This is a genomic window from Stenotrophomonas sp. GD03930, from assembly GCF_029839665.1.
GTDB classification, from domain to species: Bacteria; Pseudomonadota; Gammaproteobacteria; order Xanthomonadales; family Xanthomonadaceae; genus Stenotrophomonas; species Stenotrophomonas forensis.
In genome coordinates this window covers 580,533-597,109 of record NZ_JAOCAV010000001.1, presented here as the reverse complement: position 1 = coordinate 597,109, position 16,577 = coordinate 580,533, and the positions used below count along the sequence as shown (strand labels likewise).

The following is a 16,577-nucleotide window of genomic DNA, read 5'->3' as shown; positions in this document are numbered from 1 at the left end:
ACCAGGGAGTTAGTGAGATGTCTGATCGCGAGACCGGTACCGTCAAGTGGTTCAACGATGCAAAGGGCTTCGGCTTCATCAGCCGTGAAAACGGCGAAGACGTGTTCGTGCACTTCCGCGCCATCCAGACCCAGGGCTTCAAGAGCCTGAAGGAAGGCCAGAAGGTCACCTTCACCGTCGTGCAGGGCCAGAAGGGCCTGCAGGCCGACGCCGTGCAGCCGACCTGATCGCGCTGTACAACGTCACATGAAAAAGGCCCGCGCAAGCGGGCCTTTTTCCTTGCCATCGGCCCGGGGCAGGTCAGCGCAGGATGACCTTGCCGTTGACCACGCGCACGTAGGTGTTCTCGCGGATGCCGCCGAGGTCACGCTGGTTGACCACGATGGTGCGGCCATCGTCCATGCGCACGCTGATGTCGTAGGTGTCGCTGGTGACGTTCTTCTGGATCTGGTTGCCGGCCAGTGCGCCACCCACCGCGCCTGCGGCAGCCGCGATGTTCTTGTTGCCGCGGCTGCCACCGGTGTGGTCGGAGATTTCGTGGCCGGCCACGGCACCGACGATGCCGCCGAGGATCGCGCCGGTGGCGCTGGGCGCGGTGCGGCCGGACTGCACGGTGTTGATGCGGGTGACGATGCCGCAGTCGGCGCAGCGGCCCTGGTTGTAGCCGCCGTTGTTGCCATAGCCGCCATTGTTGTAGCCATTGTTGTAACCACCACCGCCGTAGCCGGGCGAGGTGGCACAGCCAGCCAGGGCGAGGGTAGCGATGGCGCTGGCGGCGATGAGCTGGATCTTCATGGGGCGTCTCCTGGCCGTGAAGGCGGGTGCGTTGGGTGGTACTGCGTCATGCAGCAGGGTGGACGAATCGTCCCCTTTCGAACGTGAACAAGGCGCCAACCGCGCGTGCATTGCCCGGCTGCAGGATGAATGCGCTTAGCGGAAATCCTGATGGCAGGCGCGGCAGTCGGCCTGCAGCGTATCCACCACCTGGGCCAGGGCCGTGCAGTCGCTGGGGGGCGCAGCCAGCGCAGCGTTGAGGTTGCCGCGCAGCCGGCTGGCGTGCTGCTGGAACTGCGCACTGTCCTTCAGCCCAGGAAAAGCCAGGTCCAGGTCGTTGGACAGCAGGCGAATGGCCTGCAGCCGCGGCACGCTGTCGGCCAGGCTGCAGCGGTTCTGCTGCTGGGCCTGCTGCAGCAGCTGCGATTGCCGCTGCATCACCTGCATGAGGCTGTCCGGGAACGGGTCGCGGCGGGCCTGCAGGGCGCGTCCGACCATCACCGTTGCGATCAGGCCGATCAGCAGGCCCAGGCACAGTACGAACAGGTAGCGATGGGCGGTGCTCAGGCGACGGGGCGGGCTGGCGTTCATGGCGGGCTCTCCGGGCGTGCAACGGTGGGTTCGATGCCGGCGCGCTGCAGGCGCCGGCACCTGCACGTTAAAATAGCCCGATGAACGAACAGGTCAAACAACGCTTCGCCGGCATCGAACGGCTGTATGGCGTGGGTGCGCTCGAGCGCCTGCAGGGCAGCCGCGTGGCGGTGGTGGGCATGGGCGGTGTCGGCTCATGGGTGGTGGAGGCGCTGGCCCGTTCGGCGGTCGGCCACCTGACCCTGATCGACGCCGATGACATCTGCGTGTCCAACACCAACCGGCAGCTGCCGGCGATGGAAGGCAACTATGGCCGCAACAAGGCCGAGGCGATGGCCGAGCGCTGCCGCGCGATCAATCCGGACATCGAAGCCGATGCCGTGCAGGCCTTCCTGACCGTCTCCAACATGGCCGAACTGCTGGATCGCGGTTTCGATCTGGTGATCGACGCCTGCGACAGCTTCCGGGTCAAGGTCGAAACCATCGCCTGGTGCCGCCGCCGCAAGCTGCCGCTGCTGACGGTGGGCGCTGCCGGCGGCCGCACCGATCCGACCCTGGTGCGCATCCGTGATGTTTCGCGCACCGAGCACGATGCGATGCTGGCGCTGATCCGCAAGAAGCTGCGCAGCGAATTCAATTTCCCGAAGAATGCAAAGCGCTACTTCGGCGTGCCGGCGGTGTATTCATTGGAAAACGTGAAGTACCCGCAGGCCGATGGCAGCGTGTGCGGCATCCGCCCGAACCTGGGCGCCGATGCGGCACTGAAGCTGGACTGCGGCGCAGGCCTGGGCGCCGCGACGCACATCACCGGCGCGTTCGCCTTCGCCGCGGTCGGCAAGGCGCTGGAAATGCTGCTGGAACCGAAGAAGGTGAAGGCCGAAGTGGTCGAGGCCCATGCCGACGCGTGACGGTAGTGCCGGCCGCTGGCCGGCAGAGCCCGAATGATTGAATCAGTGCGGATGCCGGCCAGCGGCCGGCACCGTTAAATCGCCGGCAGCGCGAACAACCGCTGCGCATTTCCGGTGGTGGCCTGTGCCACCGCATCCAGTTCCATTCCACGCAACGCCGCCACATGGCGGGCGATGACGGCCAGCCGTGCCGGTTCGTTGCGCTGGCCGCGGATGCCGGCATCAGGCTGGTCCGGCGCATCGGTCTCCAGCAGCAGCTGCTCCAGCGGCATCTGGCGGACCAGTCGCTGCAGGCGCTGCGCGCGATCGTAGGTCAGCGGGCCGCCCAGGCCCAGCAGGAAACCCTGCCTGTGCAGCTGCGCGGCCTGTTCCGGGCTGCCGGAAAAGCTGTGCACCACGCCGCGCAGGCCACCGATGCGGCGGATCGCGGCAATCACCGCGTCCACCGCGCGCCGCGCATGCACGATCACCGGAAGATCGAACTCGCGGGCCAGCTCCAGCTGGCCAATGAAATAGGCCTGCTGCGCCTCGACATCCAGCCCCTCAACGAAGAAATCCAGGCCGCATTCGCCGATCGCGCAGGGGCGTTCGCGTTCGATCCACTCGCGCAGCAGCGGCAGGTGCCCGGGCCGGTGCTCGGCCAGGAACATCGGGTGCAGGCCGTAGGCCGGGTACAGCCCCGGCGCTTGGCGGCAGACCTCGCGCAGCGTTGGCCAGCTGGTGGCGGTCACCGCGGGCACGACCTGCTGGCGCACGCCCGCGGCCTGCGCACGATCGATCACCGCAGCGCGGTCATGGCCGAAGGCGCTGGCGTCCAGATGGCAGTGGCTGTCGACCAGCAGACTCAACGCTGTTCCAGCGGCGGCGGCGGGGTGGCGTTGCGGCTTTTCCAGTTGGCCAGCAGCAGCGTGCCGAAGCCCAGTACCAGCTCGTCGACGAACGGGATCGGGTCGGGAATGAACAAGGTCAGCACGAACAGGCCGGCCGTGAGCTTGAACAGGGTGGGGTAGCGCAGCCGGCGCGCCCATTGCAGTACCGGCAGCAGCATCGCGTTGGCCATGGCGGGAATCCTCGTGGGGAACATGCAAACGCTACCACGGGCCCAGCATTTCCCGATGCTGAATGGGTTACAGCAATGAGCAGGAAATGTGGAGATTCCGTTCAGGCAGCCCATGCTGCAATCTGGCCCGAGAACGTTGCGGATGGTCCGCAAGGAGCAGGTCATGAAAAGCACAACTACAACTGTCCTGGTCGCAGCGGGCGCGCTGCTGGTCGGTGGCATCGCCACCGCCGCCTTCATGAAGAGTGGCGACACGTCGCCCGATTCCATCAGCGCCGGAACCCCCAATGCCGAATCGCGCCTGGCCGATGGCAATGCCATTGACGACGGTGCGCGTGGTGACAAGATAGACCCGTCGGCGCCGCGCGGCCTGGAGTACGCCGACGTGCTGAAGGTCGACCCGATCACCGAGAAGCAGAAGGCCTATGCCACCGTGATCGGTACCGATCCGGTGCGCGAGACCTCCACCACCCAGACCCCGCACGAAGTCTGCCAGGACGTGACCGTGCAGGAGCGCCTGCCGGAGCGTGACGGCAACGTCGGCGGTACCGTGGTCGGCGCGGTGGTTGGTGGCCTGCTCGGCAACCAGGTCGGCGGCGGCAACGGCAAGAAGGCCGCAACCGCGGCCGGCGCGGTGGCCGGTGGCTTCATCGGCAACCAGATCGACAAGCGCCACGTGGGTGGCCGCGTGGTCAACCGCACCGAGCGCCAGTGCCACACCGAGACTGCCACCTCCGAGTCGAGCCGCGTTACCGGTTACAACGTGACCTACCGCAACGAGGACGGCACCACCGGTACCATGCGCATGGCCAGCAAGCCGGGTAACCGCATTGCCATGGGCAACACCGATGTGGTCAAGGGCTACAACGTGACCTATCGCTATGACGGCGCCGAGAAGACCGTGCGCATGGACAACAAGCCGGCCAGCGATCGCCTGCCGGTGGTCGATGGCCAGCTGGTCACGCAGACCGCAGCCGCGGGTGCCACTGCCGCAGCCACGCGCCAGTAAGCCCAGGCGCAACATGCAGTAGGCAACGGGCCGGCGCCATGCCGGCCCGTTTCGTTTTTCGGGCCGGAATTCATCCCGTCGGGTCAGGGATCGACCATCATGGTCGCCCTTCCCACGACATGGAGCCGGCATGAGCATCTTCGACCTGCGCCTGGAAACCGAGCGGCTGGTCCTGCGCCCCCTGCTGCGCGAGGACTACGAAGCCTACCTGGCGTTCTGCGCCGACGAGGAAACCATGCGCACCCTGGGCGGCGTGCAGCCGCCTTCTGTGGCCTGGCGCGGCTTCTGCAGCCTGGCCGGCGCCTGGCAGCTGTTCGGCTTCTCGATGTTCAGCGTGATCGAGAAATCGAGCGGCGAATGGATCGGGCGGATGGGGCCCTGGCAACCGCAGGACTGGCCCGGTACCGAGGTTGGCTGGGGCATCCGTCATGCCAGCTGGGGCCGGGGCTATGCGCCGGAAGCGGCAGTTGCGGCGATCGACTGGGCTTTCGATACGCTGGGCTGGGACGAGGTGATCCACACCATTGCCGAGAACAACGACAACTCGCGGGCGGTCGCGCGCAAGCTCGGCAGCACGCTGCTGCGCATGGGGGAGCTGCCGCCGCCGTACAACGACAAGCCGATGCAGATCTGGGGCCAGTCACGCGAGCAGTGGAGGAAGCGCGCGCGCTGAGCGTTGCCTGGTAGTGCCGGCCGCTGGCCGGCAATCGCTTGGATCCTGCTGCATCGAGGATGCCGGCCAGTGGCCGGCACTACCGTGTGGGCATGCTGCACCCGCGCTTGGCAATCATCGGCGCGCTTGCCAGACTGCACGCAGCCGGCCGCCGGCCGGATCCGATGGAGCAGGCGATGGTGGAAGAGCGCGTCCCGTTGACGGTGCATGGCATGTCGGTCTCGGGCAATTGCCACAAGGTACGCCTGCTGCTGGAGCAGCTCGGCAGCCGCTACCGCTGGGTGGAAGTGGACAGTGCCCATGGCCAGACCCACACCCCGGAATTCCTTGCGCTGAACCCGAATGCCAAGGTGCCGCTGATCGTCCGTGACGACGGCCGCGTGCTGACCGAGTCCAACGCGATCCTGTTCTGGCTGGCCGAAGGCACGCCGTACCTGCCCAGTGACGGCTGGGAGCGCGCGCAGGCGTTGAGCTGGATGTTCTTCGAGCAGTACACGCATGAGCCGTGCGTGGCCGTGGCGCGCTTCATCCGTGGCTGGACGGCCGCCGATTCGCCGCGCCGCGCCGAACTGCCGAGGCTGCACGAGCGTGCCGCCACCGCGCTGGCGGTGATGGAGCAGCACCTGCGCCAGGCGCCGTGGTTCACCGGCAGCGAGTACGGCATCGCCGACATCGCGCTGTTCGCCTACACCGACGTGGCAGGCGAGGGCGGCATCGGCCTGGCGCCGTTCCCCGAGGTGCGCGCCTGGCTGCAGCGCGTGCGTGGGCAACCGCGCTTCCTGCCGATGCCGGCGGTGACCGCCGAGGTGCGTGCACGCTTCGACGCCGCGTGAGTTCCACAGGGTAGCGCCGGGCCACGCCCGGCGGAACGCAACAACGACACGGAGGGTGTTCGATGTTTGCTGTGGTTCCAGATCCGATTCCCGCGCGCATGCGCGTGCTCAACCGCGCCGACGTGTGCGACGCCAATTTCCTCGATGCGGTACGTGGCTGGCGCGGTACCCCACGCCAGCGGCCGGCACCGGATGCACCGATACTGCCTGGCAGCACGCTCACCGCCGCGGCCTTTGCCGACCTGTTCGACTCGCAGCTGGCCAGCCGCCAGCTGGACCTGATGGCACGCGTGCTGCGTGTGCAGAACAAGGTTTTCTACACCATCGGCTCCTCCGGCCATGAGGGCAACGCGCTGCTGGCACGCGCCAGCCGGCATACCGATCCGGCGTTCCTGCACTATCGTTCCGGCGCCTTCATGGCCGAGCGTTCGCGGCAGGTGCCGGGCATCGATCCGTTGCGTGATGCCGCGCTGTCCTTCGCCGCCAGCGCCGATGATCCGGCCAGCGGCGGGCGCCACAAGGTGTGGGGCAGCAAGCCGTTGTGGGTGCTGCCGCAGACCTCGACGATCGCCTCGCACCTGCCCAAGGCGCTGGGGACCGCGCTGGCCATCGAGAGTGGCAAGCGGCTGGGGCAGCCGCTGCCGATCCCGGCCGACAGCATCGTGCTGTGCTCGTTCGGTGATGCCTCGGCCAACCACGCCACGGCGCAGACCGCGTTCAACACGGCGATGTGGTCGGCCTACCAGAAGCTGCCGGCACCGGTCCTGTTCGTCTGCGAGGACAACGGCCTGGGCATCTCGGTGAAGACGCCGGACGGCTGGATTGCCGAGCGCTTCAGCCGCCAGCCTGGGCTGGACTATTTCTTCGCCGATGGCCTGGATCTGGCGGTTGGCCATGCCCAGGTGCAGGCCGCAGTGGAGCACTGCCGGCGTACCCGGCGGCCGACCTTCCTGCACCTGCGCACCACGCGCCTGATGGGCCATGCCGGTACCGATTTTGAAGTGGAATGGCGCGCGTTGCCGGAGCTGTGCGCGGCCGAGGCACAGGACCCGTTGCTGCGCTCGGCGCAGATCGCGATGGAGTCGGGCTGGATGGATGCCGCCGCCATCGAGGTGGCCTACGAGACCATGCGTGCGCGCTGCATGGCCGCCGCCGCCGAGGCCGAAGGCCGCCCGAAGCTGCAGTCGCTGCAGGACGTGATGGCGCCACTGGCGCCGTACACGCCGGCGGCGGTGCTGGCCGAGGCCCGGCGTGAGGTTGCCGACGAAGCGCGCGAGGCCCTGTACGGCGGTGCCGAGGCGCTGCCGGAGCGGCAGGCACCGCGGCATCTGGCGATCCAGATCAACCACGGCCTGCAGGAACTGCTGGCCAAGTACCCGCAGAGCCTGCTGTTCGGCGAGGACGTGGCGCAGAAGGGCGGGGTGTATACGGTCAGCAAGGACCTGCTGCGCCGGTTCGGCCCGCGCCGGGTGTTCAACACCCTGCTGGACGAAACCATGATCCTGGGCATGGCCCAGGGCCTGGCCAACATGGGCATGCTGCCGATCCCGGAAATCCAGTACCTGGCCTATCTGCACAACGCCATCGACCAGGTGCGCGGCGAAGCCTGCTCGCTGCAGTTCTTCTCCAACGACCAGTTCCGCAACCCGATGCTGGTGCGGGTGGCCGGGCTGGGCTACCAGAAGGGCTTCGGTGGCCATTTCCACAACGACAACTCGATCACCGCGCTGCGCGACATCCCTGGCCTGGTGGTCGGTTGCCCGTCGCGCGGCGACGATGCGGTGATGATGCTGCGCACGCTGGCCGCGCTGGCGCGGGTGGATGGGCGGGTGGCCGTGTTCCTTGAGCCGATCGCGCTGTACATGAGCAAGGACCTGCACGAAGCGGGCGATGGCCAGTGGTTGTTCGACTACCCGGCGCAGGGCCAGGCGCTGGTGCCGGGCGAGGGCCGGGTCTACGCCGCCGACGCCGGGGACCTGGTGGTCTTCACCTATGGCAACGGCGTGCCGATGGCGCTGCGTGCGGCGCGCGCGATCGAGCAGCAGCTGGGCTGGCAGGTGCGGGTGGTCGACCTGCGCTGGCTGGTGCCACTGGATGCCGCCTTCATCGCAACACAGGCCGCCAGTGCCCGGCGGGTGCTGGTGCTGGACGAGGGGCGGCACAGCGGCGGGGTGGGCGAGGGCGTGGTCACCGCGCTGGTCGAGGCCGGCTTCGGCCACCTGCCGCTGCGCCGGGTCTGCGGTGCCGATACCTATACCCCGCTGGCGGGGGCAGCAATGTTCGGGCTTCCAAGCGACAATGCAGTGATTGGCGCCGCCCTTGAACTGGCGCAGGAACCCTGATGCATGTGTGGATTGGCGGGAATGTTGTTGCCGGCGCCGGTGGCGTCGGCCGAGGTGCTGCAGGCGCAGGTGCTGGCCATGGGCGAGGCACTGCACCACCGCGGGCCGGATGATGGTGGCCGCTGGGTCGATGCCGGGGCCGGCATCGCGCTGGCGCACCGCCGCCTGAGCATTCTCGACCTGTCCCCGCTGGGCCACCAGCCGATGGCCTCGGCCGACGGTCGCTATGTGATGGCCTACAACGGCGAGGTCTACAACTTCGCCGCGCTGCGCGCCGAGCTGGAACCGCTGGGCCATGCCTTCCGTGGCCACTCCGACACCGAAGTCCTGCTGGCAGCGATCCTGCAGTGGGGCATCGAAGACACCCTGCAGCGCTGCAACGGCATGTTCGCGATCGCCCTGTGGGACCGGCAGGAACAGTGCCTGTGGCTGGCCCGTGACCGTGTCGGCAAGAAGCCGCTGTACTACGGCTGGGCCGGCGGCACGCTGGTGTTCGGTTCCGAACTGAAGGCGCTGTGGCAGCATCCGGCGTTCGACAACGACATCGACCGCGATGCGCTGACCCTGCTGCTGCGGCTGGACTACATTCCGGCGCCGCACAGCATCCACCAGCGCTGCTACAAGTTGATGCCGGGCCGCCTGCTGCGCCTGGATGCAGCGACCGTGGCGGCCGGTGCGTCCGCGCACCGCCCGGAACAGGCGCAACGTCCTTTCTGGGATGCGCGCGCGCGCATGCAGGCGGCGTTGGCCGCGCCGTTCCAGGGCCGTATCGAAGAGGCCGAGGAACAGCTGGACACGCTGCTTCGCGATGCGGTGGCGCTGCGCATGGTGGCCGACGTACCGGTAGGCGTGTTCCTGTCCGGCGGCACCGATTCGTCGCTGGTGGCGGCGCTGATGCAGGCCCAGAGCGGGCAGCCGGTGCACAGCTTCAGCATCGGTTTCACCGGTTCGGGCCACGACGAGGCGCCGCTGGCCAGGGAGCTGGCGACGCACCTGGGCTGCGACCACACCGAGTTGTACGTCAGTGGTGCCGACGCGCTGGCGGTGGTGCCGCAGTTGCCGGCGATGTTCGACGAGCCCTTCGCCGATGCCTCGCAGGTGCCGACCGCGCTGGTCGCGCGCCTGGCGCGGCAGGGCGTGACGGTGGCGCTGTCGGGTGACGGCGGCGATGAACTGTTCTTCGGCTACACCCGTTATGTGCGCGCGCTGCGCAACTGGCAGATGCTGGGCCGCGTGCCGGGGCCGCTGCGGCGCTGGATGGGCGCGCGTTCGCAGCAGCAGGGCGAGGCCTCGCGCACGGGCGGCCTGGCCGCACTGCTGGCCGAGTCCGGTGCGCGCGGTATCGGCGATGTGTACCGCAACCGCATCTCGCGCTGGCGCGACCCGGCCGCAGCGGTACCGGGGGCGCAGGCGGCGGGCAGCTTCTATGACCTGGCCGACCCGCTGCACGGCGCCGGCACGCCGGCCGACGCGATGATGCTGGCCGATTACGTGACCTACCTGCCGGATGACCTGCTGTGCAAGGTCGACCGCACCTCGATGGCGGTCAGCCTGGAAGCGCGCGCGCCGTTGCTGGACTGGCGCGTGGCCGAGTTCGCGTGGTCGCTGCCGCTGGGCTTCAAGCGTAGTGAAACCACCAGCAAGGTGCTGCTCAAGCGTGTTCTTGGCCGCTACGTGCCGCAGTCGATGGTGCACCGGCCCAAGCGCGGTTTCGGTGCGCCGGTCAGCGATTGGCTGAAGGGCGACCTGCGGCCGTGGGCCGAGGATCTGCTGCAGCCGGCTCGATTGGAACGCGAAGGCGTGCTGTCGGCGGCGGCGGTGCAGCCGCTGTGGCAGCAGTTCCTCGGCGGCCAGCGCAAGTGGCATACCCACCTGTGGAACGTGCTGATGTTCCAGGCCTGGCAGGCGCATTGGCGGCAGGTGCGGGCGGGCGTGACCGGCCGCTGATCTTCACCGGGGCGCACGGGGCCGGCGACTAGGCTGGGCGTCCCGCACCGTGAGGAGTATGTCCCGATGTCCATCCCCACCATCGCCGTGTTCGTCGGCAGCCTGCGCAAGGACTCCTGCAACCGCAAGCTGGCCCATGCGCTGGAGAAGATCGCCGGCCAGCGAGCACGCTTCCAGTACGTGCAGATCGGCGACCTGCCGCTGTATGACCAGGACTTCGATGGACACTATCCTCCGCAGGGCACGCGGCTGAAGGACCAGGTCCGCGCCGCCGACGCGGTGCTGTTCGTGACCCCGGAATACAACCGGTCGGTGCCGGGCGTGCTGAAGAACGCCATCGACATCGGCTCGCGACCGTATGGTGACAGTGCATTTGCCGGCAAGCCGGCGGCGGTGATCGGCGCCTCCATCGGCCAGATCGGCACCGCCGTGGCCCAGCAGCACCTGCGCAACAGCCTGGCCTTCCTCGACATGCACGTGCTCGGCCAGCCCGAGGCGTTCATCCACTTCAAGGACGGCCTGATCGATGCCGACGGCACGATCCACAACGAGGGCACGCAGAAATTCCTGCAGGGCTACGTGGACCGGTTCCTGTCGCTGATCGCGGTGCACGTCAAGGGCGATTGACGCCAGCGGCGGTCGCCCCCATCTGCGATAATGGCCTGCTCGGGTGCCGCAATGGCACCCGTCGCAGGCAGCGCGACGCCCCCACGCCAGTCTGGCCAGGCACCGGCGGATATCCCCCGTTTCTCCACGGCTTATCCACAGGCTTGTCCATGGCCGCCGGGGTCGGCGCATGCCTACACTCGTCTGGTCCACTTTTGCAGGAAACACCGCAGCATGTCCGCCCGTTCCGGCTTCCGTTCCAACCGCAGAGAGCGCGGCGATGGTTTTGATCGTGATCGCGATGAATCGCGCATCGATCAGCTGCGGGTACCGCCGCATTCGGTGGAGGCCGAGCAGGCGGTGCTGGGTGGCCTGATGCTGGCGCCGGAGGCGTATGACCGGGTCAACGACCAGCTGACCGAAGGCGATTTCTACCGCCGCGATCACCAGATGATCTACCGCGCGATCCGTGAGCTGTCCGAGCGCGAACGGCCGTTCGACGCGGTCACCCTGGGCGAGTGGTTCGAATCGCAGGGCAAGCTGGAGCTGGTCGGCGACGGCGCCTACCTGATCGAGCTGGCCAGCACTACGCCGTCGGCGGCCAACATCGTGGCCTACGCCGAGATCGTGCGTGACAAGGCGGTGCTGCGGCAGCTGATCCAGGTCGGTACCGACATCGTCAACGACGGTTTCCAGCCCGAGGGCCGTGACAGCAGCGAGCTGCTGGCTTCGGCGGAAAAGAGCGTGTTCGCCATCGCCGAGCAGGGCGCACGTGGCCGTACCGATTTCGTGGCGATGCCCGGCGCCCTGAAGGACGCATTCGAGGAACTGCGCAACCGCTTCGAGAACGGCGGCAACATCACCGGCCTGCCGACCGGCTACAACGACTTCGATGCGATGACCGCCGGCCTGCAGCCGACCGACCTGATCATCCTCGCCGCGCGCCCGGCCATGGGCAAGACCACCTTCGCGCTGAACATCGCCGAGTACGCGGCGATCAAGTCGAAGAAGGGCGTGGCGGTGTTCTCGATGGAAATGTCGGCCTCGCAGCTGGCGATGCGCCTGATTTCCTCCAACGGCCGCATCAACGCGCAGCGCCTGCGTACCGGCCAGCTGGAAGACGAGGACTGGAGCCGCGTCACCAGTGCGATCAAGATGCTGAAGGAAACCAAGATCTTCATCGACGATACGCCGGGCGTGTCGCCGGAAGTGCTGCGCTCCAAGTGCCGCCGGCTCAAGCGCGAGCACGACCTGGGCCTGGTGGTGATCGACTACCTGCAGCTGATGAGCGTGCCCGGCAACAGCGAAAACCGCGCGACCGAAATCTCGGAAATCTCGCGTTCGCTGAAGGGCCTGGCCAAGGAACTGCACGTGCCGGTGATTGCGCTGTCCCAGCTCAACCGCTCGCTGGAAACGCGTACAGACAAGCGCCCGGTGATGGCCGACCTTCGCGAATCGGGCGCAATCGAGCAGGACGCGGACATGATCGTGTTCATCTACCGCGACGACTACTACAACAAGGAAAACTCGCCGGACAAGGGCCTGGCCGAGATCATCATCGGCAAGCACCGTGGTGGCCCGACCGGCTCGTGCAAGCTGAAGTTCTTCGGCGAGTACACGCGTTTCGACAACCTGGCCCACGACTCGGTCGGTTCGTTCGAATAACCATAGTGCCGGCCGCTGGCCGGCAACCGCCCCACGGCCGGCAGACCATCCGCAACGCCAAACTTCCGTACGTGGCGTGTAAATGACATGTAACGCGCCGCTTCTACGATTCCGCCGCTGCTGCCCTTTCGACGCCGCCCTTCGGCGTCCAGCGTGCCCAAGGAATCCGCCCCCATGCCGTCCCACGCTCCGCTTCGCCGCAACCTGCTGGCCCTGCTGGTCTGTGCTTCGCTGCCGTCGCTGGCCGCTGCTGAAACCGCTCCCGCCACCGACGCGCAGTCGGCCACCACGCTCGATTCGATCTCGGTGATCGGCCGCGGCGAAGCCCGCCAGGTGCAGCGCGTGACCGCCGAGGACATGAAGGTGCTGCCGCCCGGCGCCAATCCGCTGAAGCTGCTCGCGACCAAGCCGGGCGTGCATTTCGAATCGGCCGATGCCACCGGCGCCTACGAATGGTCCACCACCATCAGCCTGCGCGGCTTCAACCAGAACCGCCTCGGCTACACCCTCGATGGCATTCCGCTGGGCAACATGGCCTATGGCAACAGCAACGGCCTGCACATCAGCCGCGCGGTGATCAGCGAGAACCTCGGCGGTGCCGAAGTCTCCACCGGTATCGGCGCGCTGGGTACCCCGTCCACCAGCAACCTCGGTGGCGTGTTCCAGTTCTATTCGATCGATCCGTCCACCGAGTTCGGCGTGGTGCTGGCGCAGGGCTTCGGCAGCGACAGTGCGCGGCGCAGTTATGCGCGCCTGGAGACCGGTGAGCACCAGGGTTTCGCCGCCTACCTGTCCGGTGTGTACTCAGAAGGCGACAAGTGGAAGGGCAAGGGCTCGCAGGAGCTGAAACAGTTCAACAGCAAGGCGACCTACAACTTCGGTACGGACAGCAAGATCACCGCGTTGTTCAACGTCTCGCGGCGCGTCGAAGCGGACTACCAGGACCTGTCGCTGGAGATGATCGATCGCCTCGGCTGGGACTGGGACAACTACGCGCCGGACTGGGATCGCGCGGTCGCCGCCGCACGTGGCAGATTCAGCGGCGGCGTCAACAGCCCGTGGGATGCGTACTACTCCGGCCATGGCCTGCGCAACGATGACCTGTCCAGCATCGCCGGTGATTTCGGCCTGAACGAATCGATGCGGCTGAAGGTCAACGTCTACAACCACAGCAACCGTGGCCAGGGCCACTGGTTCAGCCCGTCCAATCCGTCCAATCCGGGCACCAGCCGCGAGATCCCGATCTCGATCCGCACCACCGAGTACGCGATCGACCGCACTGGCGTGACCTCGGCATTCACCTGGAATGTCGGCGGCCACGAACTCGAAGCCGGCCTCTGGTACGAGGACAACGGCCACAGCGTGCAGCGCAACTTCTACTACATCGACGGCCCGGTCACCGACGACTTCTTCCTGCGCAATCCGGACCAGCGCGTGTGGCACCAGCGCTACACCACCATCACCCGCCAGTTCTACGTGCAGGACCGCTTCCGCCTGTTCGATGACCGCCTGACCATCGACATCGGCGCGAAGTCGCCGCACACCCGCACCAGCGTGCGCACGCCGCTGGGCAGCTATGCCAACAACAGCAGCCTGACCGCAAGGAAGGGCTTCCTGCCGCAGGCCGGCTTCAACTTCAAGCTCAACGAAGGCAACGAGATCTTCGGTTCGTTCGCCAAGAACATCGCGGCCTATGCGCTGGGCGTGGGCAGCCCGTTCAACGTGCCGCAGGCCGCGTTCGACGCCAGCGCGAAGAACCTGAAGCAGGAACAGTCGCGTACGCTCGAACTGGGCTGGCGTGGCTACGGCCAGGGGTATGAAGCCTCGGTCGCGGTGTACGACGTCAAGTTCGACAACCGCCTGCTGGCGATCGCCCAATGCGTGGGCATCCTCGGCTGCCCGGCGCTGTTCTCCAACGTCGGTTCGGTGACCAGCCGCGGCGCCGAGGCGAACCTGCAGCTGAAGCCGATGCAGGACCTGGCCTGGTCCAACGCGCTGTCGTGGAATGACAGCACCTACGACAACGACTACGTGAACAACGGCGTGGTGCCGACGCGCGGCAAGAAGACCGTCGACACCCCGGAGTGGATGTTCGCCAGCACCCTGGCATGGACCCCGGGCCCGTGGGACATGCGCCTGTCGGCCAACCATGTCGGCAAGCGCTACGTGACCTACACCAACGATGTGTCGGTGCCGAGCTACTGGCTGGTCAATGCCTCGGTGGCCTATGACTTCGGCACGCTGGGCCCAGCGCAGAACCTGACCGTGGCGTTGAACCTGACCAACCTCACCGACAAGCGCTACCTGTCGTCGATCAACACCAACGGCACCTACGCCGCCGACCCGACCCGCAGCCTGGCGACCATGCAGGTCGGCGCGCCGCGGCAGGTGATGGCCACCGCAACCGTGCGCTTCTGATGCGCGGTCCTGTCGATCCGGAAAGCCGTCGTCGTCTGCTGCGCATGGCGTGGCAGGGCACGGGGGCGGCGATCGCGCTGGCGGCGATGCCGGGGCTGGCCACGGCCGGCCCACGGCCGCGGCTGGGGCGTGATCCGTTCACCCTCGGCATTGCCGCCGGCGATCCGGATCCGCAGGGAGCCGTGTTGTGGACACGGTTGGCCCCGGACCCGCTCAACGGCGGCGGCATGCCGTCGCGGGCGGTGCCGGTGCGCTGGTTCGTGGCTGAAGACCCGGGCATGCGCCGGCTGGTGCAGCGTGGCGTTGCCGCCGCGGTGCCGGAGCTGGCCCATTCGGTGCACGTGGAGGTCAATGGCCTGCGCCCGGGCCGCGACTATTACTATCGATTCGCCTGCGATGGCGATGAGGAAAGCGCGGTCGGCCACTTCCGCACCGCGCCGCTGCTGGACATGCAACTTCGGCAGCTGCGGCTGGCGCTGTGCACCTGCCAGGCCTGGAACAGTGGCTACTATCCGGTGCTGCGTGACATCGCACAGAGCGATGTCGACCTGGTGCTGCATGCCGGTGACTACCTGTACGAATACAGCCCGCTGCAGAACGCACGCGGGCGCACGCTGGATGCCGAGCGCTTCAGCGGCGAGACGGTCAGCCTGGAGCGCTACCGTGACCAGTACGCGCTGTACAAGCTCGATCCGGATCTGCAGGCTGCGCACGCCGCACACGCGTTCGCGGTGATCTGGGATGACCACGAGGTGCAGAACGATTACTCCGGCATCCACCCGGAAAAGCCCGGCGTGTCGACCGAGGACTTCATCGTGCGCCGTGCAGCGGCCTACCGCGCGTTCTACGAACACCTGCCGATGCGCAGCGCGCCGACCGGCAATGGCGGCCTGCGCGTGCACCGGCGCCTGCGCTACGGCGATCTGGCACAGCTGACCCTGCTCGACTGCCGCCAGTTCCGCCCGGCCAATCCCTGTGGCGTCGGTGAATCACCACGCTGTGATGCCGCACTGGACCCGCGTATGAGCATGCTCGGTGCAGGCCAGGAAGCGTGGTTCGCGCAGTCGATGGCCGCCGCACGGGGCACGCGCTGGAACGTGGTGGTGCAGCAGCTGCTGATGGCGCAGCTGCGGCTGGACGGCGGCACGCCGCGCGAGCGTTTCTGGAACGACGCCTGGGATGGCTATCCCGCTGCCCGCAAACGCTTGCTGCAGGCGCTGCAGGCAGGCGGGCAGGGCAACGCCATCGTGCTCGGTGGCGACTGGCATTCCACCTTCGTCAACGACCTGAAGCTGGATTTCGACACGGCCGATGTCCCGGTGGTGGCCACCGAGTTCATTGCCCCGGCGATCAGCAGTGGCGGCGACGATACGCCCTATGGCCCGTACTACGGTCCATCAATTCCGCAGAACCCGCATATCCGCTATTTCGATGGTGATCGCCGTGGCTGGTGGAAGCTGCAGCTGAACCGGCAGACCGTGGACGCCGAGCTGCGCTTCGCCGACAGCGTGCTGCGTGCGGATGCGCCGGTACGCACGGCCGCCCGCTTCCAGGTGACCCATGGCCGCCCGGGCGCACTGCCGGTGTGAATCCGTTCGGTAGTGCCGGCCGCTGGCCGGCAACCTCCTGAATCTCCGGTTTTCCTACCACCGGTTTCATCGCCCCCAGCCCGGGTTTCGTCGCAAATCGTTTGCGGCCGGGGAGGGCAGGGCGCCATGGTGTCCACAGGCGGCGGGGTGCCGCCCCAAGGA

Annotated in this window: 15 protein-coding genes; 11 read left to right on the top strand and 4 right to left on the bottom strand. The window is 67.5% G+C overall.

Annotation, left to right across the window (positions count from 1 at the left end; genetic code table 11):
- Positions 1-17 precede the first annotated feature (17 nt).
- Complete coding sequence (locus N5C18_RS02770; RefSeq protein ID WP_005410290.1) at positions 18-227, top strand: cold-shock protein; 210 nt, start codon at positions 18-20, stop codon at positions 225-227.
- Positions 228-300: 73 nt separating this feature from the next.
- On the opposite strand, the gene N5C18_RS02765 is transcribed toward N5C18_RS02770, so the two are convergent.
- Together N5C18_RS02765 and N5C18_RS02760 are read right to left on the bottom strand one after the other, a co-directional pair.
- Positions 301-795 (bottom strand): glycine zipper 2TM domain-containing protein, encoded by a 495-nt coding sequence (locus N5C18_RS02765; RefSeq protein ID WP_010486804.1) that lies wholly within the window; start codon positions 793-795, stop codon positions 301-303.
- Between the two features lie 135 nt (positions 796-930).
- A complete protein-coding gene (locus N5C18_RS02760; protein WP_164241210.1) occupies positions 931-1,365 on the bottom strand; it encodes a hypothetical protein in 435 nt (144 codons plus the stop codon).
- An 80-nt stretch (positions 1,366-1,445) separates the two neighbouring features.
- On the opposite strand from N5C18_RS02760, the gene N5C18_RS02755 reads away from it, so the two are divergent.
- Positions 1,446-2,273 (top strand): tRNA threonylcarbamoyladenosine dehydratase, encoded by an 828-nt coding sequence (locus N5C18_RS02755; RefSeq protein ID WP_053509648.1) that lies wholly within the window; start codon positions 1,446-1,448, stop codon positions 2,271-2,273.
- A 74-nt stretch (positions 2,274-2,347) separates the two neighbouring features.
- Here the strand turns inward: N5C18_RS02755 and N5C18_RS02750 are convergent, their stop codons facing one another.
- Positions 2,348-3,121 carry a TatD family hydrolase gene (locus N5C18_RS02750; RefSeq protein ID WP_279943785.1) on the bottom strand — a complete coding sequence of 258 codons (774 nt, stop codon included), beginning with the start codon at positions 3,119-3,121 and terminating at the stop codon, positions 2,348-2,350.
- The gene (locus tag N5C18_RS02745; RefSeq protein ID WP_040007412.1) at positions 3,118-3,333 is read right to left on the bottom strand and encodes a DUF6116 family protein; all 216 of its coding nucleotides are present in this window, start codon (positions 3,331-3,333) and stop codon (positions 3,118-3,120) included. The genes N5C18_RS02750 and N5C18_RS02745 overlap by 4 nt, the downstream gene beginning before the upstream one ends.
- A gap of 163 nt (positions 3,334-3,496) precedes the next feature.
- Here N5C18_RS02745 and N5C18_RS02740 point away from each other — a divergent pair, with 163 nt between their 5' ends.
- The 9 genes from N5C18_RS02740 (at position 3,497) to N5C18_RS02700 (ending at position 16,415) form a co-directional block, all read left to right on the top strand.
- Positions 3,497-4,342 carry a glycine zipper 2TM domain-containing protein gene (locus tag N5C18_RS02740; RefSeq protein WP_279943783.1) on the top strand — a complete coding sequence of 282 codons (846 nt, stop codon included), beginning with the start codon at positions 3,497-3,499 and terminating at the stop codon, positions 4,340-4,342.
- A 130-nt stretch (positions 4,343-4,472) separates the two neighbouring features.
- Positions 4,473-5,015, top strand: a complete 543-nt coding sequence (locus N5C18_RS02735; protein WP_053450257.1) for a GNAT family N-acetyltransferase — start codon at positions 4,473-4,475, stop codon at positions 5,013-5,015.
- Positions 5,016-5,191: 176 nt separating this feature from the next.
- Positions 5,192-5,848, top strand: a complete 657-nt coding sequence (locus N5C18_RS02730) for a glutathione S-transferase family protein (RefSeq protein ID WP_279944497.1) — start codon at positions 5,192-5,194, stop codon at positions 5,846-5,848.
- A 62-nt stretch (positions 5,849-5,910) separates the two neighbouring features.
- Entirely contained in the window at positions 5,911-8,190 is a 2,280-nt protein-coding gene (locus N5C18_RS02725; RefSeq protein WP_053450256.1) for a transketolase C-terminal domain-containing protein, read from the top strand.
- A gap of 3 nt (positions 8,191-8,193) precedes the next feature.
- Positions 8,194-10,137 carry an asparagine synthase (glutamine-hydrolyzing) gene (gene asnB / locus N5C18_RS02720; RefSeq protein ID WP_279943780.1) on the top strand — a complete coding sequence of 648 codons (1,944 nt, stop codon included), beginning with the start codon at positions 8,194-8,196 and terminating at the stop codon, positions 10,135-10,137.
- Positions 10,138-10,203: 66 nt separating this feature from the next.
- The gene (locus tag N5C18_RS02715) at positions 10,204-10,764 is read left to right on the top strand and encodes an NAD(P)H-dependent oxidoreductase (RefSeq protein ID WP_008264531.1); all 561 of its coding nucleotides are present in this window, start codon (positions 10,204-10,206) and stop codon (positions 10,762-10,764) included.
- 213 nt (positions 10,765-10,977) lie between these two features.
- Positions 10,978-12,408: a replicative DNA helicase gene (locus tag N5C18_RS02710; RefSeq protein ID WP_005410278.1), complete on the top strand. Its 1,431-nt coding sequence runs from the start codon at positions 10,978-10,980 to the stop codon at positions 12,406-12,408.
- Positions 12,409-12,582: 174 nt separating this feature from the next.
- Entirely contained in the window at positions 12,583-14,826 is a 2,244-nt protein-coding gene (locus tag N5C18_RS02705) for a TonB-dependent receptor (protein WP_279943779.1), read from the top strand.
- Complete coding sequence (locus tag N5C18_RS02700) at positions 14,826-16,415, top strand: alkaline phosphatase D family protein (protein ID WP_279943778.1); 1,590 nt, start codon at positions 14,826-14,828, stop codon at positions 16,413-16,415. The genes N5C18_RS02705 and N5C18_RS02700 overlap by 1 nt, the downstream gene beginning before the upstream one ends.
- Positions 16,416-16,577: the final 162 nt, after the last annotated feature.